30 protein-coding genes are annotated in these 25,052 nt (G+C 73.2%); 4 read left to right on the top strand and 26 right to left on the bottom strand.

From position 1 onward, the window contains the following. Window positions 1–65: 65 nt before the first annotated feature. Complete coding sequence (locus BLS70_RS06760) at window positions 66–1,166, top strand: GNAT family N-acetyltransferase (protein ID WP_176946317.1); 1,101 nt, start codon at window positions 66–68, stop codon at window positions 1,164–1,166. Here BLS70_RS06760 and BLS70_RS06765 read toward each other — a convergent pair. From BLS70_RS06765 to rpsB, 5 genes are all read right to left on the bottom strand, one after another. Further along, a complete protein-coding gene (locus BLS70_RS06765) occupies window positions 1,163–2,170 on the bottom strand; it encodes a phosphatidate cytidylyltransferase (RefSeq protein ID WP_255362285.1) in 1,008 nt (335 codons plus the stop codon). The two genes, BLS70_RS06760 and BLS70_RS06765, sit on opposite strands and share 4 nt — an antisense overlap. A gap of 134 nt (window positions 2,171–2,304) precedes the next feature. Beyond that, window positions 2,305–2,862: a ribosome recycling factor gene (gene frr, locus BLS70_RS06770; protein WP_091764942.1), complete on the bottom strand. Its 558-nt coding sequence runs from the start codon at window positions 2,860–2,862 to the stop codon at window positions 2,305–2,307. Window positions 2,863–2,937: 75 nt separating this feature from the next. Next, complete coding sequence (pyrH, locus tag BLS70_RS06775; RefSeq protein ID WP_255362286.1) at window positions 2,938–3,708, bottom strand: UMP kinase; 771 nt, start codon at window positions 3,706–3,708, stop codon at window positions 2,938–2,940. A gap of 102 nt (window positions 3,709–3,810) precedes the next feature. Beyond that, window positions 3,811–4,626: a translation elongation factor Ts gene (gene tsf, locus BLS70_RS06780; RefSeq protein WP_091764945.1), complete on the bottom strand. Its 816-nt coding sequence runs from the start codon at window positions 4,624–4,626 to the stop codon at window positions 3,811–3,813. Window positions 4,627–4,707: 81 nt separating this feature from the next. Further along, a complete protein-coding gene (gene rpsB / locus BLS70_RS06785; RefSeq protein ID WP_091764948.1) occupies window positions 4,708–5,652 on the bottom strand; it encodes a 30S ribosomal protein S2 in 945 nt (314 codons plus the stop codon). 298 nt (window positions 5,653–5,950) lie between these two features. Between rpsB and BLS70_RS06790 the strand changes: the two genes are divergently transcribed. Continuing rightward, complete coding sequence (locus BLS70_RS06790) at window positions 5,951–6,466, top strand: M23 family metallopeptidase (RefSeq protein ID WP_091764952.1); 516 nt, start codon at window positions 5,951–5,953, stop codon at window positions 6,464–6,466. A gap of 73 nt (window positions 6,467–6,539) precedes the next feature. On the opposite strand, the gene BLS70_RS06795 is transcribed toward BLS70_RS06790, so the two are convergent. From BLS70_RS06795 to BLS70_RS06825, 7 genes are all read right to left on the bottom strand, one after another. After that, complete coding sequence (locus BLS70_RS06795; protein WP_218122313.1) at window positions 6,540–7,199, bottom strand: HAD family hydrolase; 660 nt, start codon at window positions 7,197–7,199, stop codon at window positions 6,540–6,542. After that, window positions 7,196–8,011 (bottom strand): class I SAM-dependent methyltransferase, encoded by an 816-nt coding sequence (locus tag BLS70_RS06800; protein ID WP_091764955.1) that lies wholly within the window; start codon window positions 8,009–8,011, stop codon window positions 7,196–7,198. The genes BLS70_RS06795 and BLS70_RS06800 overlap by 4 nt, the downstream gene beginning before the upstream one ends. A gap of 93 nt (window positions 8,012–8,104) precedes the next feature. Continuing rightward, window positions 8,105–8,905: an RNA polymerase sigma factor WhiG gene (whiG, locus tag BLS70_RS06805; protein WP_091764958.1), complete on the bottom strand. Its 801-nt coding sequence runs from the start codon at window positions 8,903–8,905 to the stop codon at window positions 8,105–8,107. Between the two features lie 91 nt (window positions 8,906–8,996). Continuing rightward, the gene (locus tag BLS70_RS06810) at window positions 8,997–9,932 is read right to left on the bottom strand and encodes a tyrosine recombinase XerC (protein WP_091764960.1); all 936 of its coding nucleotides are present in this window, start codon (window positions 9,930–9,932) and stop codon (window positions 8,997–8,999) included. A 31-nt stretch (window positions 9,933–9,963) separates the two neighbouring features. Then, on the bottom strand, window positions 9,964–11,223 hold the full coding sequence (gene dprA, locus BLS70_RS06815; RefSeq protein ID WP_091764962.1) for a DNA-processing protein DprA: 1,260 nt from the start codon (window positions 11,221–11,223) through the stop codon (window positions 9,964–9,966). Continuing rightward, on the bottom strand, window positions 11,220–12,740 hold the full coding sequence (locus BLS70_RS06820) for a YifB family Mg chelatase-like AAA ATPase (RefSeq protein WP_091764964.1): 1,521 nt from the start codon (window positions 12,738–12,740) through the stop codon (window positions 11,220–11,222). Before BLS70_RS06820 ends, dprA begins: the two co-directional genes overlap by 4 nt. Then, window positions 12,737–13,093 carry a YraN family protein gene (locus tag BLS70_RS06825; RefSeq protein ID WP_091764967.1) on the bottom strand — a complete coding sequence of 119 codons (357 nt, stop codon included), beginning with the start codon at window positions 13,091–13,093 and terminating at the stop codon, window positions 12,737–12,739. Before BLS70_RS06825 ends, BLS70_RS06820 begins: the two co-directional genes overlap by 4 nt. 118 nt (window positions 13,094–13,211) lie before the next feature. On the opposite strand from BLS70_RS06825, the gene BLS70_RS06830 reads away from it, so the two are divergent. After that, the gene (locus BLS70_RS06830) at window positions 13,212–13,442 is read left to right on the top strand and encodes a hypothetical protein (RefSeq protein WP_091764969.1); all 231 of its coding nucleotides are present in this window, start codon (window positions 13,212–13,214) and stop codon (window positions 13,440–13,442) included. Window positions 13,443–13,445: 3 nt separating this feature from the next. Here BLS70_RS06830 and BLS70_RS06835 read toward each other — a convergent pair whose 3' ends face one another. The 10 genes from BLS70_RS06835 to rpsP all read right to left on the bottom strand — a co-directional run bounded on the left by BLS70_RS06835 (window position 13,446) and on the right by rpsP (window position 19,742). Then, window positions 13,446–13,766 carry a DUF2469 domain-containing protein gene (locus BLS70_RS06835; RefSeq protein ID WP_091764971.1) on the bottom strand — a complete coding sequence of 107 codons (321 nt, stop codon included), beginning with the start codon at window positions 13,764–13,766 and terminating at the stop codon, window positions 13,446–13,448. After that, window positions 13,763–14,557, bottom strand: coding sequence for a ribonuclease HII (locus tag BLS70_RS06840; RefSeq protein WP_091764974.1), 795 nt, complete (start codon window positions 14,555–14,557; stop codon window positions 13,763–13,765). Before BLS70_RS06840 ends, BLS70_RS06835 begins: the two co-directional genes overlap by 4 nt. 139 nt (window positions 14,558–14,696) lie before the next feature. After that, on the bottom strand, window positions 14,697–15,410 hold the full coding sequence (locus BLS70_RS06845) for a LuxR C-terminal-related transcriptional regulator (protein ID WP_091764977.1): 714 nt from the start codon (window positions 15,408–15,410) through the stop codon (window positions 14,697–14,699). Between the two features lie 254 nt (window positions 15,411–15,664). Further along, window positions 15,665–16,609, bottom strand: a complete 945-nt coding sequence (gene lepB, locus BLS70_RS06850; protein WP_091764981.1) for a signal peptidase I — start codon at window positions 16,607–16,609, stop codon at window positions 15,665–15,667. A 73-nt stretch (window positions 16,610–16,682) separates the two neighbouring features. Then, on the bottom strand, window positions 16,683–17,039 hold the full coding sequence (gene rplS / locus BLS70_RS06855; protein WP_091764985.1) for a 50S ribosomal protein L19: 357 nt from the start codon (window positions 17,037–17,039) through the stop codon (window positions 16,683–16,685). Between the two features lie 150 nt (window positions 17,040–17,189). Continuing rightward, on the bottom strand, window positions 17,190–17,690 hold the full coding sequence (locus tag BLS70_RS06860) for an NUDIX hydrolase (RefSeq protein WP_091764988.1): 501 nt from the start codon (window positions 17,688–17,690) through the stop codon (window positions 17,190–17,192). Window positions 17,691–17,695: 5 nt separating this feature from the next. After that, the gene (gene trmD, locus BLS70_RS06865; RefSeq protein WP_091764991.1) at window positions 17,696–18,442 is read right to left on the bottom strand and encodes a tRNA (guanosine(37)-N1)-methyltransferase TrmD; all 747 of its coding nucleotides are present in this window, start codon (window positions 18,440–18,442) and stop codon (window positions 17,696–17,698) included. Then, the gene (rimM, locus tag BLS70_RS06870; protein WP_255362287.1) at window positions 18,439–18,981 is read right to left on the bottom strand and encodes a ribosome maturation factor RimM; all 543 of its coding nucleotides are present in this window, start codon (window positions 18,979–18,981) and stop codon (window positions 18,439–18,441) included. Before rimM ends, trmD begins: the two co-directional genes overlap by 4 nt. 11 nt (window positions 18,982–18,992) lie before the next feature. Then, a complete protein-coding gene (locus BLS70_RS06875) occupies window positions 18,993–19,229 on the bottom strand; it encodes an RNA-binding protein (protein ID WP_089336030.1) in 237 nt (78 codons plus the stop codon). A 3-nt stretch (window positions 19,230–19,232) separates the two neighbouring features. Continuing rightward, window positions 19,233–19,742: a 30S ribosomal protein S16 gene (rpsP, locus tag BLS70_RS06880; RefSeq protein WP_091764997.1), complete on the bottom strand. Its 510-nt coding sequence runs from the start codon at window positions 19,740–19,742 to the stop codon at window positions 19,233–19,235. Between the two features lie 172 nt (window positions 19,743–19,914). Here rpsP and BLS70_RS06885 point away from each other — a divergent pair, with 172 nt between their 5' ends. Next, window positions 19,915–20,304: a VOC family protein gene (locus tag BLS70_RS06885; RefSeq protein ID WP_218122314.1), complete on the top strand. Its 390-nt coding sequence runs from the start codon at window positions 19,915–19,917 to the stop codon at window positions 20,302–20,304. Window positions 20,305–20,308: 4 nt separating this feature from the next. On the opposite strand, the gene BLS70_RS06890 is transcribed toward BLS70_RS06885, so the two are convergent. The 4 genes from BLS70_RS06890 to BLS70_RS06905 form a co-directional block, all read right to left on the bottom strand. Continuing rightward, on the bottom strand, window positions 20,309–22,057 hold the full coding sequence (locus BLS70_RS06890) for a proline--tRNA ligase (protein WP_091764999.1): 1,749 nt from the start codon (window positions 22,055–22,057) through the stop codon (window positions 20,309–20,311). Window positions 22,058–22,086: 29 nt separating this feature from the next. Beyond that, window positions 22,087–23,178: an amidohydrolase family protein gene (locus tag BLS70_RS06895; protein WP_255362288.1), complete on the bottom strand. Its 1,092-nt coding sequence runs from the start codon at window positions 23,176–23,178 to the stop codon at window positions 22,087–22,089. Beyond that, the gene (gene ffh / locus BLS70_RS06900; RefSeq protein WP_091765001.1) at window positions 23,175–24,743 is read right to left on the bottom strand and encodes a signal recognition particle protein; all 1,569 of its coding nucleotides are present in this window, start codon (window positions 24,741–24,743) and stop codon (window positions 23,175–23,177) included. Before ffh ends, BLS70_RS06895 begins: the two co-directional genes overlap by 4 nt. 69 nt (window positions 24,744–24,812) lie before the next feature. Next, complete coding sequence (locus tag BLS70_RS06905; RefSeq protein ID WP_091765004.1) at window positions 24,813–25,016, bottom strand: hypothetical protein; 204 nt, start codon at window positions 25,014–25,016, stop codon at window positions 24,813–24,815. Window positions 25,017–25,052: the final 36 nt, after the last annotated feature.

The raw sequence follows: 25,052 nt of genomic DNA on the forward strand, positions 1-25,052 counted from the left end.
GGGTGACCTCCCCTGCTCGGCCGCGTCCCGGGTCCCACTCTGAGCTCGCGACGGGTGGGGAGGACGTGGTCCTCCATCTGATCGAACCGGCCGCGTGGCGGCAGGCGCTGCGTGAGGGCGCGGTGCGCCCGCCGTCCCTCGACGCGGTGGGCTTCGTGCACCTCTCCACCCCGGAGCAGGTGCACCTGCCGGCGACGGCGCTGTTCCCCGGCCGGCGTGACCTCGTGCTGCTCGTCGTCGACCCGGCCAGGCTGGCCGCCCCGGTGCGCCTGGAGCCCGGCCGCCCCGAGGACCCGCCCGGAATGCTGTTCCCGCACCTGTACGGCCCGCTGCCGACCAGCGCCGTCGTCGCCGTCGTCCCGTACCGGCCGCCGCTGGAGCCGGTGCTCCCCGCACCCGGCGACCGGCACGGCCGGGCGGTGGCGCTGTACAACTCGGTGCCGGTCCGACGGGCCGTCGGCGTGGGCGACGTCCCCGGCGGTGTGGCGGTGCTCGACCCCGACGTCCCGGCGTCGCACGACAACAACCGCCTGGTGCTGAGCACGCCGGTCGACGCGGCAGCCGTGGCCGCGGCCGCGGAGGAGGTCGGCGGCAACGCCGGTTGGCCGCACCGGGCCGCGCTGCTCACCTGGCCCGGCGCCGGCCAGGTCGCCGCTGCGCTGGCCCGCCAGGGCTGGGCGGCCGAGGAGCTGGTGCTCATGGGCCGCTCCCCCGCCGCGCCGCCGGACGCCCCCACCGACAGGGTCGAGGTGGTCGTGCAGACCGGGGTGCACGACCTCTGGGACCGGTCCTGGCGCCGCGATCTGGACGTGCCGCCGAACCGCCTCGACGCCGTGGTGGACCAGCTGATCCGCCGCGAGCGGCTCAACGACCTCGTCGTCGCGGTGACCGACCTCGTGGTGCGGGAGGAGGGCCGGGTCGTCGCCGCCGCGCAGCTGCGGGTGGACGGCGCCACGGCGGCGCTCGAGTCGGTGATGACCGACCCGGCGCACCGCGGGCGGGGACACGGCGACGCACTGGTCGCCCGGGCCCTCGAGCTCGCCGGCGCCGCGGGGTGCGACCTCGTGGTGCTGGAGGCGTCCGCCGACGACTGGCCGAGGCACTGGTACGCCCGCCGCGGCTTCGCCGACCTGGGGCGCACCTGGTCCGTGACCCGGGAGGCCTAGACGGGGGCGAAGAGCGAGAGCAGCAGGTAGGCGACCGCGGCCGAGGGCAGCAGCGAGTCGAGTCGGTCCATGAGCCCGCCGTGCCCGGGGAGCAGGTTCCCCATGTCCTTGATGCCGAGGTCGCGCTTGATGAGCGATTCGCCCAGGTCGCCGATGGTGGCCGACACGGCGATCGCGACGCCGAACAGGGCGCCGCCCCACCACGGCTCGTGGAAGGTGAGCGTGAAGAGCGCGACGCCGACGGCCACGCAGACCAGCACCGAGCCGGCCATGCCCTCCCACGACTTCTTCGGGCTGATCGACGGCGCCATGGCGTGCCTGCCGAAGAGCACGCCCGCCGCGTAGCCGCCGATGTCGCTGGCCGCCACGGTGGCGATGAAGGTCAGCACCCGGGCCACACCGTCGTCGGGCACGACCAGCAGGACGGCGAACCCGGCGAGCAACGGCACGTACAGCGCGACGAAGACGCCGGTGGCCGCGTCGTGGAGGTAGCCGGCGGGGCCGTCCCCGAGCCGCCACAGCAGCACGGCCAGCACCGTGACCAGGAACCCGGTGACCAGGCCGGTCGGCCCGCGGCTCCAGGCGAGCACCAGCATCGCGACCGCGCCCACCAGCAGGGGCACCTGCGGCGCCCGGAAGGACCCCGCCTGCAGCGCGCGCGTCAGCTCGACGACGCCGATGAGGATCGCCACGACGACCAGGCCGACGAAGGCCTCCCGCCGCACGACCAGCGAGCCGATGATCACCGCGACCAGCGCCAGGCCGACGCCGATCGCCGCGCGCAGGTCGCGGCCCGCCCGGCCGTGTCCTCCCACCGGCTTCTCGGTCTCCGGCATCCCGGCCTCCGGCACCTCGGCCCCCGGGAGCTCACCGGTGGGCAGGTCGGCGACCGCGTCCGGACCGGGCGGCACGACCGCGGGCACCTCCACCGTCACGTCGGGCACCTCCACCGGCGACCGGGAGGGCAGGGGCGGCAGCGGCGGCACCGCCCGCGACCGGGCCACCGGTCCGGTGTCACCTACGGACCGCCCGGTCGCTGCGCGCGGACCGGTGGACGGGAACGGCGTCGAGCCCGGGCGCAGGGAGCCCGGGCGGTCGGCGGGAGGAGGCGTCATGAGCTCGGAGCCGTCGTCGGAGGTCAGACCTCGAGCAGCTCGGTCTCCTTGTTCTTCATGGCCTCGTCCACGTGCGCCACGTGCTGCTCGGTGAGGCTGTCGAGCTCCTTCTCCGCGCGGCGGACGTCGTCCTCGCCGGCCTCGCCGTCCTTCGCGATGCGGTCGAGCTCGTCCTTGGCACGGCGGCGGATGTTGCGGATGGCGATCTTGGCGTCCTCGCCCTTGGCCCGGGCCTGCTTGACCAGGTCACGACGACGCTCCTCGGTCAGCTGGGGGAAGACCACGCGCAGGATCTGGCCGTCGTTGGTCGGGTTGACGCCCAGGTCGCTGTCCCGGATGGCCCGCTCGATGGCCGTCAGCTGGCTCATGTCGTAGGGCTTGATGACGGCCATGCGCGCCTCTGGCACGGTGATGGAGGCCATCTGCGGCACCGGCGTGTAGGCCCCGTAGTAGTCGACCATGATCTTGTTGAACATGGAGGGCGCGGCCCGTCCGGTGCGGACCGAACCGAGGTCCTCGCGGGCGACCGACAGAGCCTTGTCCATCCGCTCCTCGGCATCGAGCAGGGTGTCGTCGATCACGGGTTGTCCCTCCTGCGGCGGCCGGACCGCGGCCGCCGTCGTCCTCGTCTGTGCGCTGGTCCGTGCGTGCCGGCGTCAGGCCGGCTGGCTGATCAGCGTGCCGATCCTCTCACCTGCGGTCGCCCGGGCGATGTTGCCGTCGCGCAGCAGGTTGAACACGACGATGGGCATCCGGTTCTCCATGGACAGGCTGATCGCCGTCGCATCCGCGACCTTGAGCTCGTCGGCCAGGACGGTGGCGTAGTCCAGGTCGTGGTACATGACCGCGTCGGGGTTCGTGCGCGGGTCGTCGTCGTAGACGCCGTCGACGCCGTTCTTGGCCATCAGCAGCACCTGGCAGCCGATCTCCATCGCACGCTGGGCGGCGACGGTGTCGGTCGAGAAGTAAGGCATGCCGGCGCCGGCGCCGAAGATGACCAGCCGGCCCTTCTCCAGGTGCCGCACCGCCTTGCGCGGGATGTAGGGCTCGGCGACCTGGCCCATCGTGATGGCCGTCTGGACCCGGGTCTCCAGCCCCACCTGCTCGCAGAACGCCTGCAGGGCCAGCGCGTTCATGACCGTGCCGAGCATGCCCATGTAGTCGGCGTGCCGGCGGTCCATGCCGGCCTGGGCGAGCTCGGCGCCGCGGAAGAAGTTGCCGCCTCCGACGACGACGGCGACCTGCGTGCCGCCGGCCACGACGTCGGCCAGCTGCTGGGCGATGCTGTGCACGATGCCGGAGTCGATGCCGACCTTGCCGCCGCCGAACGCCTCGCCCGAGAGCTTGAGCAGCACGCGCTTGTAGCCGTGGCCGTCGGCGGGCTGGAACGCGGTGGGCGCGGACAGTGGTGCGGTCGTCTCGGTCAACGCGTCATCCCTCGTTCGACATCAGTTGGTTGATCCTGCCGCACATGCGAACGGCTCCGCTCCCGGAGCCGGGAGCGGAGCCGTTCACGTGCGTGCCGTGGTTCAGGCCTGGCCGACCTCGAAGCGCGCGAAGCGCTCGACGGTCAGTCCGGCCTCGTCGACGATCTGCTTCACCGTGCGCTTGGGCTCGGTGATCGACGGCTGCTCGAGCAGGACGAAGTCCTTGTAGTAGGCGTTGACCCGACCCTCGACGATCTTCGTGATCGCCTGCTCGGGCTTGCCCTCCTCCTTGGCCGTCTGCTCGGCGACGCGACGCTCGGTCTCGACCGCCTCGGCCGGCACCTCCTCGCGGGTGAGGAAGCGGGGGCGCGCGGCGGCGATGTGCATCGCCAGGCTGCGGGCCGCCTCCTCGCTCCCACCGCTGTACTGCACCGCGACACCGATGGCCGGGGGCAGGTCGGTGGCCCGCTTGTGCAGGTACGTGGCGACGGTGCCCTCGAAGATCGCGAAGCGGCTCAGCACGAGCTTCTCGCCGATGCGGGCGGACTCGCCCTCGACGAGCGCGGCGACGGTCTGACCGTCGACGTCGGCACCCAGCAGGGCCTCGGCGTCGGCCGCCTTGCTCTGCAGGCCGATCTCGAGCAGGCGCTCGGCCAGCTTGATGAAGTCGGCGTTCTTGGCGACGAAGTCGGTCTCGCAGTCGAGCTCGAGCAGCGCGCCGTCCTTGCTGACGACGATGCCGTTGGTCGTCGAGCGCTCGAGGCGCTTGCCGACGTCCTTGGCGCCCTTGACGCGCAGCAGCTCGACGGCCTTGTCGTAGTCGCCGTCGGCCTCGGTCAGGGCCTTCTTGCAGTCCATCATGCCGGCGCCGGTGGCGTCGCGGAGACGCTTGACGTCGGCTGCGGTGAACTCAGCCATGTTCCTTCTCCTCAGAAGTCTTGGTGCGTGGTGAGGGCGTGCCACGGCACCGCCCCCGGAAGCGGGGGCGGCGCCGGGCGATCAGCCGTTCTGCGCGCCCTGGGTGCCGGTGTCCGGGCTACCGGTGGCGGGGACGCCCTCGACCGGGGCGATCTCCTCGGCGGTGACCGTGGGCGGCTCGGCCGGGGTCTCCGGCAGCGGGGTGGCGGTGGCGTCGTCGGCCGGGGCGGCCGCGGCGTCACCACCGGTCAGCAGCTCGCGCTCCCAGTCGGCCAGCGGCTGGTCGCCACCGATGACGGGCTCGGCGCCGTCCTCGCGGCCGGCGTTGGCCTGCGCGGCCGAGCGGGCCATGAGGCCCTCGGCGACGGCGTCGGCGACCACGCGGGTCAGCACGGCGATGCTGCGGATCGCGTCGTCGTTGCCCGGGATCTTGTAGTCGACCTCGTCGGGGTCGCAGTTGGTGTCCAGGATCGCGACGACGGGGATGTTCAGCTTGCGGGCCTCGCCGACGGCGATGTGCTCCTTCTTGGTGTCCACGATCCAGATGGCGCTGGGCACCTTCTTCATGTCGCGGATACCGCCGAGGGAGCGGTCGAGCTTGGCCTTCTCGCGGCTGAGGACCAGCTGCTCCTTCTTGGACAGGCTGACCAGCACACCGGTCTGCTCCATGTCCTCGATCTCCTTGAGGCGCTCGAGGCGCTTGAAGACCGTCTGGAAGTTGGTGAGCATGCCGCCGAGCCAGCGCTGGTTGACGTAGGGCATGCCCACGCGCGTGGCCTGCTCGGCGACGACCTCCTGCGCCTGACGCTTGGTGCCGACGAACAGGATCGAGCCACCGTGGGCGACCGTCTGCTTGACGAACTCGTAGGCGTTGTCGATGTACCCGAGCGTCTGCTGCAGGTCGATGATGTAGATGCCGTTGCGCTCGGTGAAGATGAAGCGCTTCATCTTCGGGTTCCAGCGGCGGGTCTGGTGCCCGAAGTGGACGCCGCTGTCGAGCAGCTGCTTCATGCTGACGACTGCCATTGCAGCCTCTCTGCTTGCGCGCGCGACCGTGGGCCGCGCGTGTTCCGGTTGTCGCGGGCACCGGGTGGTGTCCGCCCTGGCGTCCTGCGTCACCACTCCCCCGGCCGTTGCGGGCCAGGACCGAGGAGGCGAGCGCCCCGCCGTTGCGGCGGGATGAGGACGCGCGAAGTCGACCCGTCGGACGGGTCGCACCGGACAGCATACGCGACGGCGAACGGCGACTTCCCCACTGCTGAGCGCTCTCCACAGCCGCTCGACGGGCGGTCGGTCGGGGGGCGCCCGGACCCAAGATCGCTGCATGCGCGCTGCCCTTCCCGCCGTCCTCGCAGCCCTCGTGGTGGCCGCGCTCGCACCGGTGCCCGCCGTCGCCTCACCGGAGCCGGCTCGGCCGTCGGCCGCGGCCCGGTGGACGGCGCCGCTGCCCGGCGAGCCGGCCGTGACTCGGCCGTTCGAGGCGCCCGCGCACGCCTACGGTCCGGGCCACCGGGGCGCCGACCTCGGCGGTGCGGCGGGGACGCCGGTGCTGGCGGCGGGTGACGGCGTGGTGGTGTTCGCCGGCATGGTGGCGGGCCGGCCGGTGGTCAGCATCGACCACGCCGACGGCCTGCGGACGACGTACGAGCCGGTGGACCCGGTCGTCGGCGCCGGGCAGCGGGTGGCCCGGGGCTCCCCCATCGGCACGCTGGTGGTGGGGCACGCCGGCTGCCCGGCCGAGGCGTGCCTGCACTGGGGCCTGCGCCGCGGGGACACCTATCTGGACCCGCTGCAGTTGCTGGCGGTGCGGGTCCGCCTGCTCCCCCTGCGCGAGGGATGAGCGCCGACGATGTGCACGCGCGGCGCGAACCGCTGCCAAGACGCGCCGTTGCCGCACGTCGTCGGCGTGCGGCTCACCCGATGCCGCAGAGCGACAGGACCAGGTGGAGTCGGCGGTCCTCCACCGATCGCAGGGGCGGCACGAGCAGCGTGGGGATGCCCGACTCCACCGCTGCGCCGTCCGGGCGGGACCGGTCACCGACCATGAGGGCCTCGCCCGGGCCGACGCCCAGCGCGTCGAGCGTGCGCGTGAACATCAGCGGATCCGGCTTCTGCACGCCCTGCTCGAACGACAGCGTGAAGACGTCGACCAGCCCGCCGAGGCGGGCGGCGTCGAAGGCCGGCCGCAGGTCGACGTGGATGTCGCTGACCACGGCGATGCGGACATCGCCGTCCCGCAGTGACGCGAAGGTGTCGGCGACGTCGCCGACGAAGGGGTTGTTCCTGGGGTCGGACTCGACGGCGTACAGCGCCTCCACCAGCTCGGCGTCGAGCCCGGCATCTGCGAGGACGTCGAGGAAGGTGCGCCGGTGGAGCGCGGCGTCGCAGTCCACCCCGGGTGCGTCCAGCCGGTTCCCGGGACCGTTCGCCCGGGCGATCGCCGAGGCGATCCCCTCGACGGCGGCACGGTCGGCCCGGCGACCGAGGGCCGAGAGTGCCCGTTCGACCCACTCGACGTCGGTCATGTTCACGACGAGGGTCCCCCGCCAGACGAAGAGCACAGCCCGGATCACGGCGCGTCCGACTCGGCAGCCTGTCCCGCCGCCGGCCGGACGGCTGTGGCGATGAGGTGCGGTCCCAGACCGAGCAGTTCCGGGACGCGCTCCACAGCACGTGCGGCTTCCAGGACGACCTCCAGGTCCGCCGCCGTGGCCACCCGCTGGTCGAGATCGCCCAGCGCGAACGCGATCCCTTCGACGGCAACCATGTCGCGCAGCGTCAGGCCTGCGTCCAGCACCTCGGCCCGCAGCTCGTCAGGACGGTGGGTGTACGCGGGAAAGCCGCCTTCGTGCGCCGGTTCCAGACCTCCATCACGCTCTGCCCGGTCGACGACCTCGCGCATCCGGGGATGCGGCTCGTACAACCGTTGAGCGACCAGACCGTGCAGCCGGGGCGCCCAGCGCGAAATCGCCGCGACGAACACCGGTCCTCCCGGCCTCACCACCCGCGCCGCTTCCTGCAGCGCGAGAACGCGCTCGGCGCGCTCGCCGAGGTGGTACAGCGGGCCGAGCAGCAGGACCGCGTCGACCGAGGCGTCGGGCAGGTCCAGCGCCCGGGCATCGCCATGTTTCGTGCGGACGCTCTCCGGCGCATGGACGGCTAGTTCGTCCACGTGCCGCTGCACGAGGTCGCGGTGTTCCACCTCGTACCCGGACTCGGCCAGCCACAGGGCGTACCGCCCCGGTCCGCCGCCGATGTCCGCCACGACAGCCGGGGCGGGAGGCAGCGCCCGCAGCACGATCTCCTGAGTCCGCAGGAGCTCGACCATCCCAAACGGTGAGTCGAGGCGGGCGCTTTCGTGCCCCCGGTCGTAGTAGGCGTGCATCGCCGTCGGCTCACAGGTGGACACCCGCGCATGATCGCGCAGTCGACCGAACCGGGGACAGCGCCTTTGTCCGAGGTGCCCGCCCGATCGGCGTCAGGCGATGTCGGCGAGCTTGGTGCGCAGGTGGAGCACGGCCTTGGTGTGCAGCTGGCAGATGCGGCTCTCGGTCACGCCGAGCACGCGACCGATGTCGGCGAGGGTGAGGCCCTCGAAGTAGTAGAGGGAGACGACGACCTTCTCCCGCTCGGGCAGCTGCTCCACCGCGCGGGCCAGCAGCTGGCGGGCCTCACCGTTCTCCGCCATCGCCTGCGGGTCGAGGGCGCGGGTGTCCTGGAGGGTGTCGCCCAGGCGCGGCGAGCCGCCGTCGTCGTCGGTGAGCATTTCGTCCAGGGCGACGACGTTGACCAGCGACAGCTGGCCGAGGAACTTGCGGATCTCCTCGACGTCCATGTCCATGGCGTCGGCGACCTCGTCGTCGGTCGGCGTCCGGTGCAGCCGGGCCTCGAGCTCGGCGACGGTGCGCTCGAACTGGCGGGCCTTCATGCGTACCGACCTCGGGATCCAGTCGGTGTTGCGGAGCTCGTCGATGATCGCGCCGCGGATGCGGGCCATCGCGTAGCTCTCGAACTTGACCTCACGAGTCGGCTCGTAGCGCGTGATCGCGTCGATCAGGCCGAACGTGCCGTAGGAGACCAGGTCGGCCTGCTCGACGTGGCTCGGCAGGCCGCTGCCCACGCGACCGGCGACGTACTTGACCAGCGGCGCGTAGTGGAGGATCAGCCGGTCGCGCAGGCCCGGGTCGCGGTCGGCCACGTACTGCGCCCACAGCTGGGCGACGAAGGCGTCGGTGTCCTCGGCCGCCTCGTCGATCGCGTGGATCGTTGCCTCAGGCACGGTGGCCCTCCTCGCTCGCGCTGCGGGCTCGCGCCCCGTGGTCCTGCCTCATGGTGGCTGCTGCCCGTTCCATCCGCACCCAGCCCTCCGCTCAGGCCCGGGGGTGAGCTTGGGCGTGCACCGCACGGAGCCGCTCGACGGTGACGTGCGTGTAGATCTGCGTCGTCGCGAGGCTAGCGTGGCCCAGCAGTTCCTGGACGGACCGCAGGTCCGCGCCGCCCTCCAGTACGTGGGTCGCCGCGGAGTGCCGCAAACCGTGCGGACCGATGTCGGGCGCGCCGTCCGTGCCCGCGACGGCTGCGTGCACGATGCGGCGCGCCTCGCGGGCGTCCAACCGCCCTCCGCGGACGCCCAGCAGGAGAGCGGGCCCGGACGAGCTCACCGCGAGGGCCGGACGACCACGGGTCAGCCAGGCGTCGAGCGCCGCCTCGGCGGGCAGGCCGTAGGGGACGGTGCGTTCCTTGCGGCCCTTGCCGAGGACCCGCAGCACCCGACGTCCCCGGTCGAGGTCGTCGACGTCCAGGCCGACCAGCTCGCTGACGCGGATGCCGGTGGCGTAGAGGAGCTCGAGAACGACCGCGTCCCGCAGTCCCACCGGCTCCTCGGCTCCGGCGGCCGACTCGACGACCGCGCGGGCCTGGTCGGGGGCCAGCACGTCGGGCAGGGTGCGGTGTGCCTTCGGGCTGACCAGGCGGAGCCCGACGTCCTCGGTGGTGAGCTCGGACCGGCGGAGCCACCTGGTGAACGACCGCGCGGCGGCGGCGTGCCGGGCGGTCGTGGCCCGGCTGTGGCCCTTCGTGCGCCCCTGCGCCAGCCAGCTGCGCAGCACGGGCAGGTCCAGGTGGTGGGGCTGCTCGCCCCCACGGCGCGCGAGGTGGTGGAGCAGCCCGACGACGTCGGTGACGTACCCGCGGACCGTGTGCTCGGAGAGGTCCCGCTGACTCCGGAGGTGGTCCTCGTAGCCGGCCAGCACCTCGGCCAGGGCCGACGGCAGGGCGGCGCGCGCGTCCGCCGTCCCCGTCGCCATGGCGGAACCGTCCGTCGGGCCGCCCGACCGGTCAAGACGCCACGCCGGGTCGACGTCCGCTGCGTGGCTCCTTCGGCGGAGGCGTCACCCGCCAGCCGGTGCCGGTCCACTGGACGAGGTCGGCCAGCTCGAGCGCCGGCAGCACGCGCAGCACCTCGAGGACATCGCATCCGGCTACCGCCGCCAGCCGCTCCGGGCTCACGCCGATGCGCACCGGGCAGGCGTCGAGGACCCGGGTGGCGAGGTCGGAGAGCCCGTCGCGCACCGACTCCGGCCGGGGCGCCGGGTCGGCCAGGTCCGCGCCGATGCTCCCGACGGCGTCGATGACGTGGGCGGCGGACGCGACCAGCCGGGCACCCAGCTGCTCGTCGCGGAGCAGCTCGTGGCACCCGACGCTCATCGCCGACGTGACGGGGCCGGGCACCACGAGCACCGAGCGTCCGAGGTCCTGCGCCCGCCGGGCGGTGGCCAGGGCACCCGATCGGGCGGCCGCCTCGACCACGACCGTGCCGCGGGTCAGGGCGGCGATCAGCCGGTTCCGCACGAGGAAGCGGTGCCGCAGCGGCGCCGAGCCCGGGGGCCACTCGCTCACCAGAAGACCGGTCTCGGCGATGCGGTGGAAGAGCGCGCCGTGCGCGGCCGGGTAGGGGCGGTCGACACCGCAGGAGAGCACCGCGACCGTCGGTGCCTCGGCGGCCAGCGCCCCGCGGTGGGCGGCGGCGTCGATCCCGAAGGCACCGCCCGAGACGACGGTCCAGCCCCGCTCCCCCAGCTGGTGGCCCAGCTCGGCGGCGACGTGCTCGCCGTACGCCGTCGAGGCGCGGGAGCCGACCACGGCGACCGAGCGGTCGGCGAGCTCGTCGAGCCGGCCCGGCCCGCGGACCCACAACGCCAGGGGCGGCACCGGCGCCTTCGTCCGGTCCGACTGGTTGCGCCGATCCGCCGGCTCGTCGGCCACTGCGAGCGTGAGGGCGTGCAGCTGCAGGAACGGCCACTCGTCGTCCTCGGGGATCACCAGCCGCGCTCCGCACCGCTCCGCCCGCTGGAAGTCGGCCAGCGTCGCGTCCTGCTGCGCCCGTGCGCCGACCAGGGAGCGCAGCGCATCCGGTGCAGCGCCACTGCGCAGCCGCTGCACCGCGACCACCGGGCCCAGGTGGTCGACGTACCGCCAGAGGTCGACCGTGCCCGGCTCGACCGAACGGCTGAGCCACGCCCGCGCCCGCCGCAGCCCCGGGTGCCGCTGGTCGCTTCCTGCGGCGGCGTCCTCGAGGTCCTCGTCGAGCGTGGTCATGCCGCGGCCCGCTGCAGCCGCATGCCGAGGGCCTCTGCAACCTCGTCCGGGCCCGGCACTGTGCGCCCGGCGAGATCGGCCAGCGTCCAGGCGACCCGCTGGACGCGGTCGAACCCGCGGACCGACAGCGCCCCGCGTTCCAGTGCCCGCTCCGCCAGCGCGAGCGACGCCCGTGGCGTGGCGAAGCGATCGCGCAGGAGCCGCCCGGGCACCTGGCTGTTGAGCGCGAGGCCGGTGCCCGCCAGCCGCTCCGCCGCCACGGCCCGCGCCTGCCGCACGCGCCGGGCGACGACCTCGGTGGACTCGGGCTCGCCGAGTCCGTCCAGCCAGGCGGCCCGCGTCACCGGCGGCAGCTCCACGCGCAGGTCGATGCGGTCGAGCAGTGGGCCGGACAGGCGGGACCGATAGCGACGCCGCTCGAGCGGGCTGCAGGTGCAGGCCGGGTCGCCGGCTGCGCTGGCGCAGGGACAGGGGTTGGCGGCCAGCACAAGCTGGGCCCGGCACGGGAACGTGGCCGCACCGGACGCTCGCGAGATCGTGACCTCGCCGCGCTCCAGGGGCTGGCGGAGCGTGTCGAGCACCGCGCGGGGGAACTCGGGCGTCTCGTCCAGGAACAGGACGCCGCGGTGCGCCCGGCACAGCGCACCGGGACGGATCTGCCCCGACCCACCGCCGACCAGCGCCGCCATGGTGGCCGAGTGGTGCGGCGCCTCGAACGGCGGGCGGGTGAGCAGCGGGGCGGCCGACGGGAGTGTCCCGGCGATCGAGTGGATCGCGGTGACCTCCAGCGCCGCCTGCTCGTCGAGCGGTGGCAACAGCCCCGGCAGGCGCTCGGCGAGCATCGTCTTCCCCGCGCCGGGCGGCCCCGCGAGGAACAGGTGGTGCCCCCCGGCGGCGGCGATCTCGACGGCCCGGCGCCCCACCGACTGGCCGACGACGTCGCCCAGGTCGGCCGCCGGGGCGGTTTCGGGCAGGGTCGCACGCTGGTGCGGCGCCAGCAGACGGCGCCCGGCCAGGTGCTCGACGACCTGTCCCAGCGACCCGACCGCCAGCACCTCGATGCCCTCCACCAACGCGGCCTCGTCGGCGTTGGCGGCAGGTACGACGACCTGCCCGTGGCCGGCGCGCGCCGCGGCCAGCACGGCCGGCAGCACTCCGCGGATCGGCCGGACCGAACCGTCGAGCCCGAGCTCTCCGAGCAGCACCAGCCGGTCGATCGCCCGCGCGGGCACCGTGCCGGCGGCCGCCAGGACCGCGGCGGCCAGCGCGAGGTCGAACCCGCTGCCCTGCTTGGGCATCGACGCGGGTGACAGACCGATCGTGATGCGCCGCGCCGGGAACTCCCCGCCGGTGTTCACCACGGCCGCGCGGACCCGGTCGACCGACTGCCGCACCACGGCGTCGGGGAGTCCGACGAGGGCCACCCCGGGGAGCCCCTGCGCGATGTCCAGCTCAACCTCGACCAGGGCACCCCGGACGCCGACCAGCCCGACCGACCAGGTGCGGGCCAGCGTCACGAGAAGGCCGCCCTGAGGTGCGTGACGTCCGGTGGGCCGGCCCGACGCACGAGCACCCCGACGACGTCGAAGCGGATCTCCGGGGCGTGCTCGTCGTGCGCGGCCAGCCACCGCTGGGCCAGCAGCCGGATCCGGCGCTGCTTGGCCGGGGTGACCGATTCGGCGGGATGCCCGTAGCCGAGGCCGCGGCGGGTCTTCACCTCGCAGAAGACGAGCGCGCCGTCGTCGCGGGCGACGATGTCCAGCTCGCCCTCGCGGCACCGCCAGTTGCGGTCGAGGACGCGCAGACCGGCGTCGGTCAGGTAGTCGGCGGCGATGCGTTCGCCGTGGTCACCGAGGCGTGGAGGAGGCACCCGCCCACCGTCGCCGGACGCGACCGGCGTCGGGATGGGGCAGACGAAGCTGTGGACGGCGGGCGACCCTGTGGAGCGGCAGGCGGGAACACGCGGGAGCCCGGGTTACCGTCCCGGCATGTACGTCGAGACGGTCGTCCAGATCAACGACCGGGACACCTACCAGGCCAGCGTCCGGCTGCGCACCGCCGTCGTCTCCAACCGGCCACCCATCGATGCCCTCGTCCGCTTCTCCCCTACCGGCTGGCTGACCATGAAGCCGCTCGCCGGCGGCAAGGTCACCGTCGTCTCGGCCGCCGAGGTCTTCGACGTCACCAACCTGGAGCGCGTGCAGTCCCTCGACGGCTAGCCGTCAGGTCCGTGGCGGCGTGTCCGGGAGCTCGAGGTCGGGCTTGTCCAGCTCCTCGACGTTGACGTCCTTGAACGTCAGCACCCGCACGTTGCGGACGAACCGGGCGGGCCGGTACATGTCCCACACCCAGGCGTCGGAGAGCTTCAGCTCGAAGTAGACCTCGCCGCCGGCCTCGCGGACCTGGAGGTCGACGGAGTTGGCGAGGTAGAACCGCCGCTCGGTCTCCACCACGTAGGTGAACTGGCGGACGATGTCCTTGTACTCGCGATAGAGCTGCAGCTCCATCTCGGTCTCGTACTTCTCGAGATCCTCGGTGCTCATCGGTCCTCGGTGCTCGTCGGTGGCTCGCAGGACACAGGGGGCATGCCCCCATCATCGTGCATGGCGTCGTCGCCGGGCAGCGGGTGGACCCGCCCGGCGTGGACGTCCCGCGCCCGCGCCACGTTGACGAAGCGCATCCGGTGCGCAGGACTGGGCCCGTGCCGCTCCAGGGCAGCGGTGTGCACGTCGGTGATGTAGCCCTTGTGGCCGGCGAAGTCGTACTCCGGCCACCGCTCGTGCAGCTCCACCATCACGCGGTCCCGGGTCACCTTCGCCAGCACCGACGCCGCGGCCACGCAGGCAGCCACGCGATCGCCCTTCCAGACGGCGAGGCCCGGCCGTGCGAGGCCCGGCACCGGGAACCCGTCGGTGAGGACGTAGTCCGGCTCGGGGTCCAGCGTGCACACCGCCCGGCGCAGCGCCTCCAGGTTCGTGACGTGCATGCCACGGGCGTCCAGCTCCTCCACCGGGATCTGCACCACCGACCAGGACACCGCCCGGTCGAGGATCTCGGCGTACACGCGCTCGCGCGCCGCGGCGGTGAGCAGCTTGGAGTCGGCCAGCCCGGGCACCCGGCCGCGCTTGCCGGCGGGCAGCACGCACGCGGCGGCGACCAGCGGCCCGGCGCACGCCCCGCGACCGGCCTCGTCGGCACCGGCGACGGCCGTGAACCCGCGGCGGCGGAGCGAGCGCTCCATGTCCCAGAGCGCGTCGGCGGGCTCCTCGCCGGCGAGCGGCCGCAGCCTGCGGTGAGCCGGCGCGGCAGTGGAGTGAACGGGACGGGCAGCCATCGCGCACCGACACTACGACGCCCGCGAAGGCGGTCGGGAAGCGACACCGGCCGTGCCCCGGACACACGGAGGGCCGGCCCTGGGAAGGACCGGCCCCGCGTGCGGAGGAACACTCGAGGGGCGACTGCCCCCCGGGACGTCAGAGCTCGACGGGCACCTCGGGCTCCTCGGCGCGCACGGCGCCGTGGGCACCGCAGCTGCACACCGGGTTGCGGGAGGACAGCACCAGCGAGACGGCGTGCGCACGGTCGCGGGCACCCAGCTTGCGCAGGATGGCCTTGACGTGGCTCTTGACCGTGTCCTCGCTGATGAACAGGTTGCGGCCGATCTGCCGGTTGGACTGGCCCTGCAGCAGCTCGTCCAGCACGTCCTGCTCGCGCCGGGTCAGGGGCACCTCGGGCGTGAACGGCTTGGCGGCGGGGGTGGCCGACGGCTCGACCCGGCGGATCTGGGGGTCGACCACGGTCCGGCCGGCGCGGGCGGCCAGGATGGCCCAGCCCAGGAGGGTCGGCGACGTGTTCATCATCAGGTAGCCACCGACACCGGCGGCGAGCGCCTCGTTGACGACGGCCGGGTCCTCGGAGGTGGCCAGGGCGACGATGGCGACCCGCGGGAAGCGGCGGCGCAGATCGCGGCAGGCGTTCAGGGTGGCGGCGCGGCCGGACCCCAGCTCGACCACGACGGCGTCCGGACGGGCCGTCTCGGCCAGCGTCATGGCGCGGCGCAGCTCGCCGGGGGTGCCGACGGACTGCATGCCCGCGGTCTCGTTGATCATGCTGACCAGGCCACGACGCAGGACGGGCGCGTCGGCGAGGAGGAGCACGCGGGTGACCCCGCGGGCGGTGCTCGCCATAGGTGCAGACACAACAGACTCCGTTTCACTCCGAATTGCTTGCAACACCTCCATCGGAAGAGTGAAACGGTTGCTTGAACACTTTTCCGACATTTTCTGATGTGCAGCACGAGCCACTGCCGAATGCGCTCCGCGTCACACGTGCAACAACGGGAATGCCCCGGCGTGCGCAGCGGCACCATTCGGGAATGGCGCAGCGACGACATCGGACTGCGCCGTGAGCACGGCGCGGTCCGACAGGAGGGCTGGTGGGATCAGCGACGACGGCGGCGACGACGCCGCCAGGCGACCACCGGGACGGCGCCGACGAGCCCCACGGCCGAGGAGGCGAGCAGGTCGGGGCGCACCCCGGTCGTGCCCGCCTGCACCCCGGCGGCGGAGGCGTCGACGTCCTGGATGTCCGGCGAGCCGACGAAGCCGAAACGGTCCACCGGCCACACCCTGATCGCTGCCTTGCCGATGACGTCGTCCACCCCGATGGTCCCGGAGTAGCGGTCGGAGAGGTGGGCCTTGGAATCGGACGAGGCGGAGCGGTGGTCGCCCATCACCCACAGCCGGCCCTCGGGGACGGTCACCGGCGCGAAGCTCCGCGACTCGATCGGGGTGTCCTCGAAGATGTAGGGCTCGTCGAGGGGCTCGCCGTCGACTGTGACCCGGCCCTCGAGGTCGCAGCACTCCACCGTCTGCCCGCCGACGGCGATGACCCGCTTGACGAAGTCGTCCTCGCTGGGCGGAGCGACGCCCACGGTGCGGCCCAGCCACAGCATGCTGCCGGTGAACCAGTTGGCCGGCTCGGCGACCGTGACCTCCGGGGTCCAGGTGTCCGGGCCCTTGAAGACGACGACGTCGCCGGGCTCGGGCTCGCCGAACCAGTAGGGCACCTTGTTCACCAGCACCCGGTCGCCGGTGCATCCCGGGCAGCCGTGGAGGGTCTGCTCCATCGAGCCGGACGGGATGAAGAAGGCCTGGACGAAAAAGGTCTTGACCACCAGCGCCAGCAGGAACGCCACGACGAGAAGGACCGGCAGCTCGCGCAGCAGAGAGCCCTTCTTGCCCTCGGCGTCGCGGCGGCCCCGACGCCCGGCGCGGCCCGCGGGCGCGCCCGTCGAACCCTCCGCCCCGCTGTCGGCACGGTCGTCGCGCTGCGGGTCGGGCTCCCCCGGGACGTCGGCGGGCCCCCCGGGCCGTTCACTGCTCATCAGGAGCAGCGTACGGCGCGGAGGGCCCGTGGAGACGCAGACGGGCGGATCGACCGCCCGATGTCAGCGCAGGTCAGCGCGTGACGACCTCGCGCTTCTCCTTGATCTTGGCGGCCTTGCCGCGGAGCTCGCGCAGGTAGTACAGCTTGGCGCGGCGGACGTCACCGCGGACCAGGACCTCGATCTTCTCCACGACCGGGGTGTGCACCGGGAAGGTGCGCTCCACGCCGACGCCGAAGCTGACCTTGCGGACCGTGAAGGTCTCGCGGATGCCGCCGCCCTGGCGGCGGATGACGACGCCCTGGAAGACCTGGATGCGGGAGCGGTTGCCCTCGACCACGCGGACGTGCACCTTGACGGTGTCACCCGGGCGGAAGGTCGGGATGTCGTCGCGCAGCGAAGCGGCGTCGAGTGCGTCCAGGGTGTTCATCGCGGCAGTCCTCATGTTCTGGCAGTGGCTCGTATGCGGTGCGGACAGCGGAGCGCCCCGGCTGTCCGTGCCCGGGAGCTGCGGGCTCCCCGGGGGAACTCCCGTCGACCCAGCCGACGGTGCGCAGCAGTGGTCCATCGTGCCACATCTTCAGGTGACGATGCGCGGGACCCCGGTCCAGGGGCCGTCGAGCAGGGCGGGGAGCAGGTCGGCCAGCTCGCGGGGTGCGAACTCCTCGCTGCTCGCGGCGATCTCGTCCGCGCTCCACCAGCGGTGCGGTTCGTCGCCGAGGATCTCCAGTTCGGTGCGGCCGCGGGCGTCGACCTCGTGCACGACGTCCCGGAGGACGAAGTAGGTCTCGCGGTTGTCGATCGGCACCCCGGCGAACGGTCCGACGAACCGCCGCAGCCACACCGGGCCCTCCAGCGCGGCCGGGTCGGCGTCCAGGCCGATCTCCTCCGCCAGCTCGCGCACAGCGGCCGTGCGCAGCGACTCGCCGTCCTCCACGCCTCCGCCGGGGGTGTACCAGAACAGGACGTCCCCCGGCGGGATGTCCGGATCGGTCAGCCGGGCACCGAGCAGCAGCACACGACCGGCGGGGTCGAGGACGACGACGCGTGCCGAGGGCCGCACGACCGCCTTGCCGGGCACGCCGCTCAGCGACCCTCGAGCGCTGCGACCTCGGCGTCGTCCAGGGCGCCCTCGGGCAGCGCGGCCAGCAGGTCGGGACGGCGCTCGGCGGTCCGCCGCAGCGACTCGGCGCGCCGCCAGCGTTCGATCGCCGCGTGGTCGCCCGACAGCAGGACGGGAGGTACCTCGTGCCCTCGCCAGGAGGCGGGTCGGGTGTACGACGGCCCCTCGAGGAGCCCGTCGGCGTGCGAGTCGAACTCCACGGACTCCCGGTTGCCGACGACGCCGGGCAGCAGCCGGGTCACGGCCTCGACCATGACGAGCACGGCCGACTCCCCACCGGCCAGCACGTAGTCACCGATCGAGACCTCCGAGACCGGACCGGCGTCCGCCGCCCAGTCGGCGACCCGCTGGTCGATGCCCTCGTACCGGCCGCAGGCGAAGACCAGCCCGGGCTCCGCGGCCCACTCGGCGGCCATGCGCTGGGTGAACGGCCGCCCGGCGGGCGTGGGCACGACCAGCCGCCTGCCGGGCGGGCGGACCGCCTCCAGCGCCTGCGCCCACGGCTCGGGCTTCATGACCATGCCGGGGCCACCGCCGTACGGGGAGTCGTCGACGGTGCGGTGCACGTCGTCGGTCCACTGCCGCAGGTCGTGCACCCCGATGCTGACCAGGCCGCGCTCGGCGGCCTTGCCCAGCAGCGACTGGCGCAGGGGCGCCAGGTACTCCGGGAAGATCGTGACGACCTGGATGTCGTAGGCGGCGGCGGTCACAGGTCGAGCAGCCCCTCGGGCGGGTCCACGACGAGGAAGCCCCCGGCCACGTCGACGGTCGGCACGATCGCGGCCACGAACGGGACGAGCGCGTCATCGCCCTCGCCACGGCGGATCACGAGCAGGTCCTGCGCCTCGTGCCGGACGGCCGTGACCTCGCCGATCACCGACCCGTCGGGCAGCCGCGCGCTCAGGCCGACCAGCTCGTGGTCGTAGAAGGCGTCGGGGTCCTCGATCTCCGGGAGCTCCGACACAGGCACCAGCAGCATGGTGTTGCGCAGCGTGTCGACCGTCTCGCGGGTCTCGTAGACCTCACCGGAGGGGGCGGCCAGCTGGAGCAGCAGGGTGCCGCTGTGCCAGCGCTTGTCCACCACGGTCAGGGGGCCACGCCCGGCCGGGTCGGTGCGCAGCACCGTCCCGGGGGCGAAGCGGAGATCGGGATCGTCGGTGCGCACCTCGACGGTGGCCAGACCACGAACACCGTGGGGCCGGCCGATGCGGCCGACCACCACGGTGTCGTCGTCGTGCGAGGGGTCCAACGGAGGTGTGCTCAGCGCCCGTCGGTGTCGACGACGTCGACCCGCAGGCCGCGTCCGCCGACGCCGGTCATCACCTGGCGCAGCGCCTTGGCGGTACGACCGCCGCGGCCGATGACCTTGCCGAGGTCGTCCGGGTGGACCCGGATCTCGAGGGTCTTGCCGCGGCGGTTGGTGAGCAGGTCGACCGTCACGTCCTCCGGATGGTCGACGATGCCCTTGACCAGGTGCTCGAGCGCGTCTTCGAGCACGTCTTACTCGGCGGGCGTCTCGGCCGGGGCGGCGTCCGCGGCCGGAGCCTCGGGAGCAGCCTCGGCGGCGGGGGCCTCCGGAGCGGCGGCGTCGGCAGCGGGCGCCTCGGCAGCAGCGGCCTTCTTCGGCGCGGCCTTCTTCTTGGCGGTGGTCGCGTCCGTGGTCGGCTCGTCCATGCCGGAGCGGACGGCGGCCTCGTAGAGGGCCTTCTTGTCCGGCTTGGGCTCGGCGACGCGCATGGGGGGCGGGGCGTCCTCGCCCTTGAACTTCTGCCAGTCACCGGTCACCCGGAAGATGGCGCGGACGGCCTCGGTCGGCTGGGCGCCGACACCGAGCCAGTAGGCGGCGCGCTCGGCGTCGACCTCGATGTAGGAGGGGTCCTCCTTCGGGTGGTACTTGCCGATCGTCTCGATCGAGCGGCCGTCACGCTTGGTCCGGGCGTCGGCGACGACGATGCGGTAGTACGGCGCGCGCATCTTGCCCAGGCGCATGAGCTTGATCTTGGTGGCCACGGTAGGTGGTGTACTCCTCGAACGCTGTGTGGTTGCTCGCCGGACGACGTGTGGGGTTGCGCCGGGGCGGAGCGATGGACACGGTCGGGTTCGGTGAGAGGGCCGCCACCGCCGTGTTCGACCGACCATGATGCCAGATCCCCGGAGGAGCCCTGTGACCAGGAGCAGTCCCGTGCACCACATCGAACTGTGGGTGCCGAACCTCACGCGCGCGCAGGAGTCGTGGGGATGGCTGCTGACCCGGCTGGGCGCGGAGCCGTACCAGACCTGGGAGCACGGCCGGTCCTGGCGCTGGGGAGCCGGCGGCACCTACGTCGTCCTGGAGCAGTCACCGGCGCTGACCGGCGACCGGCACGAGCGCCGCTCCCCCGGTCTCAACCACCTGGCCCTCCGGGCCGGCTCCGCCGCCGAGCTCGACGCCCTCATCGCCGAGGCGCCCGAGCACGGCTGGAGGCTGTTGTTCCCCGACCGCCATCCCTTCGCGGGCGGACCGGCGCACCGGGCCGCCTACCTCGAGGACGCCGACGGCTACGAGGTGGAACTGGTCGCCGACGCGCCCTAGCGCGTCAGCCGCGGACGGCGGCCAGCACGCGGGCACCGGCCTCGGCGACCGGCACCTCCTCGCGCTCTCCGGTCCTGCGGTCGCGGACCTCGATCGTGCCCTCGGCCAGACCACGGCCGACGGTGACGATCGTGGGCATCCCGAGCAGCTCGGCGTCCTTGAACTTGACCCCCGGGGACACCTTGGGCCGGTCGTCGTAGAGCACCGTGACGCCCGCCGCGACGAGCTCACCCGCCAGGGCCTCTGCGGCCTCGAAGACGGCGGCGTCCTTGCCGGTGGCGACGAGGTGCACGTCGGCCGGGGCCACTTCGCGCGGCCACACCAGGCCGAGCTCGTCGTGCGTGGACTCCGCGATCGCAGCCACGGCGCGGGAGACGCCGATGCCGTAGGAGCCCATGGTCACCGTCACGAGCTTGCCGTTCTCGTCGAGCACCTTGAGGTCCAGCGCCTCGGCGTACTTGCGGCCCAGCTGGAAGATGTGGCCCATCTCGACGCCGCGCGCGAGCTCGAGCGGACCGGAGCCGTCGGGCGCGGGGTCGCCGGGCAGCACCTCGGCGGCCTCGATGACGCCGTCCCAGGTGAAGTCACGGCCGGCGACCAGGTCGAAGACGTGCTTGCCGGCCTCGTTCGCGCCGGTGATCCACCGGGTGCCGGCAACCACGCGGGGGTCGACGAGGTAGCGGATCTTCGAGTCGCTCTCCGCGCCCAGCACCTGCGGCCCGATGTAGCCCTTGACCAGCGCCGGGTTGCCGGCGAAGTCGGTGAACGGCTCGACCTCGGCGGGAGCCAGCTGCGCCTCGAGGCGCTTGGCGTCGACCTCGCGGTCGCCGGGCAGGCCGATGACCAGCGGCTCACGGGTGCCGTCGGGGTGCACCAGGGTGACGACGACGTTCTTCAGCGTCGCGGCGGCGGTGTAGCCGGCGTCCGGGAAGAGCTGCCGCGCGACCGCCACCAGCGACTCGATGGTGGGGGTGTCCGGGGTGTCCTCGACGTGCGCGGCGGGCAGCCCGTCGAAGGGGATCGCGTCGGGGACGACGGTGGTGACGGCCTCGACGTTGGCCGCGTAGCCACCGGGCGAGCGGACGAAGGTGTCCTCGCCGATCGCGGTCGGGTGGAGGAACTCCTCGCTCCTGGAGCCCCCCATCGCGCCCGACATGGCGGAGACGATGACGTACTCCAGGCCCAGCCGGTCGAAGATCCGGATGTAGGCGTCGCGGTGCAGGGCGTAGCTCTTGTCCAGGCCGGCGTCGTCGATGTCGAAGGAGTAGCTGTCCTTCATCGTGAACTCGCGGCCGCGGAACAGCCCGGCCCGCGGCCGCGCCTCGTCCCGGTACTTGGTCTGGATCTGGTACAGCGAGACGGGCAGGTCCTTGTAGGAGCCGTAGAGGTCCTTCACCAGGAGCGTGAACATCTCCTCGTGCGTGGGGCCGAGCAGGAAGTCGTTCCCGCGGCGGTCCTTCAGGCGGAAGAGGTTGGGGCCGTACTCCGTCCAGCGGCCGGTGGCCTCGTACGGCTCGCGCGGCAGCAGGGCCGGGAACGCCACCTCCTGCGCGCCCATCGCGTCCATCTCCTCGCGGATGATGCGCTCGACGTTGCGGAAGACCCGGTAGCCCAGCGGCAGCCAGGTGAACCCGCCCGGCGCGGCCCGCCGGATGTACCCACCCCGCGCCAGGAGGCGGTGGCTGGCGACCTCGGCGTCGGCCGGGTCGTCACGCAGGGTCCGCAGGAACAGGGTCGACATCCGGAGCAGCACGGGAGAAGTCTCCCAGGCCCGGCGAACCCTTATCCGACGACCCTGCCGCGCAGGACCGTGCGTTGCGGGGACTGCAACGTGTCGAGGTCCGCCCGGGGGTCGGCCGCGTAGACGACGACGTCGGCCGGCGCGCCCTCTTCGATGCCACGCAGGCCCAGCCACTCGCGCGCCTTCCACGAGCCCGCCGCCAGCGCGTCCTCGGCCGGGATGCCCGCCGAGCACAGCGCCCGGATCTCGTCGGCGATGACGCCGTGGTCGATGCCGCCGCCGGCATCGGTGCCGGCGAACACCGGCACCCCCGCCTCGAACGCGGCGCGGACGACGGCGCCGGAGTTCGCGTACAGCCGCCGCATCGTGCTCGCGTAGGTGGGGAACTTCTCCTCCCCCCGCGCGGCGAACCCGGGGAAGTTCTCCACGTTGACCAGCGTCGGGACGACGGCCGTGCCGCGGGCGGTCATCTGGCCGATGAGCTCCTCGGTCAGGCCGGTGCCGTGCTCGATGCAGTCGATGCCGGCCGCGATGAGCGCCGGCAGCGCGTCGGTGCCGAAGGTGTGCGCGGTGACCCGGGCGCCCTCCTCGTGCGCCGCCGCGATCGCCGCGGCCACGACGTCGGCCGGCCACTCGGGCGCGAGGTCGCCCACCGAGCGGTCGATCCAGTCCCCCACCAGCTTGACCCAGCCGTCGCCGCGGCGGGCCTGCACGCGGGTCTGCTCCACGAGGTCCTCGGGCTCGATCTCGATGCCCAGCCCGGGGATGTACCGGCGGGTGCGGGCGATGTGCCGACCGGCGCGGATGATCGTCGGCAGATCGGGGTCGTCGTCCAGCGCGCGGGTGTCCACCGGCGACCCGCAGTCGCGCAGCGCGAGCACCCCGGCGTCCCGTTCGGTCAGCGCCTGGGCGCGCGCCTCGGAGAGGTCCTCCGCATGTCCGCCGCCCCGCAGGATGCCGACGTGGCAGTGCGCGTCGACCAGGCCCGGAACCAGCCACCCACCGCGGCTGACCGTCTCGGCGCCCGGCACCGGCTCGAAGGTGAACCGCCCCTCGCGCACCCACACGTCGCGGTGCTCGCCCGCGGGCAGCACCACACCGGACAGGTGCAGCGGGGGCAGCGGCCGGCTCACCGGCCGTTGCCGTCCTTGAACTGGTCGAAGTTGAGCTTGGTGAGGTCCGGCAGGCCCTGACCCGGAGGCAGGCTCGGCATCCCCCCGGGCGCGCCACCGAAGGGGTTGCCGGCGCCGGCCGGGAGGCCCGGGGCACCGACGGGACGGCGGGCGGGCCCACCCTTGCCCTTGCCGCCCTTGCCCTTCTTGCCCTTCTTGGACTGCGCCTGCATCTGGCGGCCGCGGGCCTTCTTCGACATCGGCCCCATGCCGGGCATGCCCATGCTGCCGGCCATCTGGCCCATCATCTTCTGGGCCTGGGCGAACCGCTCCAGCAGCTGGTTGACGGCGGTGACGCTGACGCCGGACCCGTTCGCGATGCGCACGCGCCGCGAGGCGTTGATGATCTTGGAGTTGACCCGCTCCTCGGGGGTCATCGACCGGATGATCGCCGCGGTGCGGTCGAGGTCGCGGTCGTCGACCTGCTTGAGCTGCTCCTTCATCTGCCCCGCGCCGGGCAGCATGCCGAGAAGGTTGGCGATCGGCCCCATCTTGCGGATGGCCATCATCTGCTCGAGGAAGTCCTCGAGGGTGAAGCCCTCGCGCGAGGCGAGCTTGCCGGCGATGCGCTCGGCCTGGTCGGCGTCGAAGGTCTTCTCGGCCTGCTCGATCAGGGTGAGCACGTCGCCCATCCCGAGGATGCGCGAGGCCATCCGCTCGGGGTGGAAGACGTCGAAGTCGGTGAGCTTCTCGCCGGTGGAGGCGAACATGATCGGCTGGCCGGTCACGTGCCGGACCGACAGCGCGGCACCACCTCGGGCGTCGCCGTCGAGCTTGGTCAGCACCACGCCGCTGAAGCCGACGCCGTCCTGGAACGCCTGCGCCGTGGTCACGGCGTCCTGACCGATCATCGCGTCGACGACGAACAGGGTCTCGTCGGGCTTCACGGCGTCGCGGATGTCGGCGGCCTGCTGCATCAGCTCGGCGTCGATGCCGAGGCGGCCGGCGGTGTCGACGACGACGACGTCGTGCATGGTGCGCCGCGCGTGGTCGATCGAGTCGCGCGCCACCTGCACCGGGTCGCCGACGCCGTTGCCCGGCTCGGGGGCGTAGACGTCGACCCCCGCCTGGCCGGCGACGATGGACAGCTGGTTGACCGCGTTGGGGCGCTGCAGGTCCGCGGCGACGAGCAGCGGGGCGTGCCCCTGCTCCTTCAGCCAGCGGCCGAGCTTCCCGGCGAGGGTGGTCTTACCGGCACCCTGCAGACCGGCCAGCATGATCACCGTCGGCGACTGCTTCGCCAGCCGGATGCGGCGGGTCTCGCCGCCGAGGATCGCGATGAGCTCCTCGTTGACGATCTTGACGACCTGCTGCGCCGGGTTGAGCGCCTGGGAGACCTCCGCGCCGCGGGCGCGCTGCTTGACCGCGTCGATGAAGGCCCGCACGGCGGGCAGGGCGACGTCAGCCTCGAGCAGCGCGATGCGGATCTCGCGCGCGGTGGCGTCGATGTCGGCGTCGGTCAGCCGACCCTTGCCCCGCAGGCCGGTGAAGACCTTGTCCAGGCGGTCGGAGAGGGTCTCGAACACAGCACGTCCTCAGCTGGAGTCACGGGCACGGGAGACCCGCGCCACCTGACCCCAGGGTATCGACTGCGCTCAGGCGGCGACGCGGGCGCGCACGGTGTCGGCCACCACGGCCGGCTGCGCCACGACGACCCCGGTCAGCAGCGCGCCGCCGCAGTCGACGCAGGCCCACTCCGGGCACGGCCCGCCGTCGTCGGTGTGCCCGTCGGTGCACAGCGGCTGGACGAACTCGCGCTCGTCGCCGCAGTCGGAGCAGTGCCACACCTGGCTGTCCACGATCTGTCCTTCCCCCGATGGGACCGTTCCGTCCCG

Origin of the sequence: Blastococcus aurantiacus (genome assembly GCF_900102425.1) — a bacterium.
Lineage (GTDB): Bacteria > Actinomycetota > Actinomycetes > Mycobacteriales > Geodermatophilaceae > Blastococcus > Blastococcus aurantiacus.

Bases quoted from the DNA above. Each gene is read 5' to 3' on its own strand.
- tsf (WP_091764945.1), bottom strand. From the start codon at position 4,626: ATGGCTGAGTTCACCGCAGCCGACGTCAAGCGTCTCCGCGACGCCACC.
- rpsB (WP_091764948.1), bottom strand. From the start codon at position 5,652: ATGGCAGTCGTCAGCATGAAGCAGCTGCTCGACAGCGGCGTCCACTTC.
- BLS70_RS06790 (WP_091764952.1), top strand. From the start codon at position 5,951: ATGCGCGCTGCCCTTCCCGCCGTCCTCGCAGCCCTCGTGGTGGCCGCG.
- BLS70_RS06800 (WP_091764955.1), bottom strand. From the start codon at position 8,011: ATGCACGCCTACTACGACCGGGGGCACGAAAGCGCCCGCCTCGACTCA.
- BLS70_RS06810 (WP_091764960.1), bottom strand. From the start codon at position 9,932: ATGGCGACGGGGACGGCGGACGCGCGCGCCGCCCTGCCGTCGGCCCTG.
- dprA (WP_091764962.1), bottom strand. From the start codon at position 11,223: ATGACCACGCTCGACGAGGACCTCGAGGACGCCGCCGCAGGAAGCGAC.
- BLS70_RS06830 (WP_091764969.1), top strand. From the start codon at position 13,212: ATGTACGTCGAGACGGTCGTCCAGATCAACGACCGGGACACCTACCAG.
- BLS70_RS06835 (WP_091764971.1), bottom strand. From the start codon at position 13,766: ATGAGCACCGAGGATCTCGAGAAGTACGAGACCGAGATGGAGCTGCAG.
- BLS70_RS06840 (WP_091764974.1), bottom strand. From the start codon at position 14,557: ATGGCTGCCCGTCCCGTTCACTCCACTGCCGCGCCGGCTCACCGCAGG.
- BLS70_RS06845 (WP_091764977.1), bottom strand. From the start codon at position 15,410: ATGGCGAGCACCGCCCGCGGGGTCACCCGCGTGCTCCTCCTCGCCGAC.
- lepB (WP_091764981.1), bottom strand. From the start codon at position 16,609: ATGAGCAGTGAACGGCCCGGGGGGCCCGCCGACGTCCCGGGGGAGCCC.
- rplS (WP_091764985.1), bottom strand. From the start codon at position 17,039: ATGAACACCCTGGACGCACTCGACGCCGCTTCGCTGCGCGACGACATC.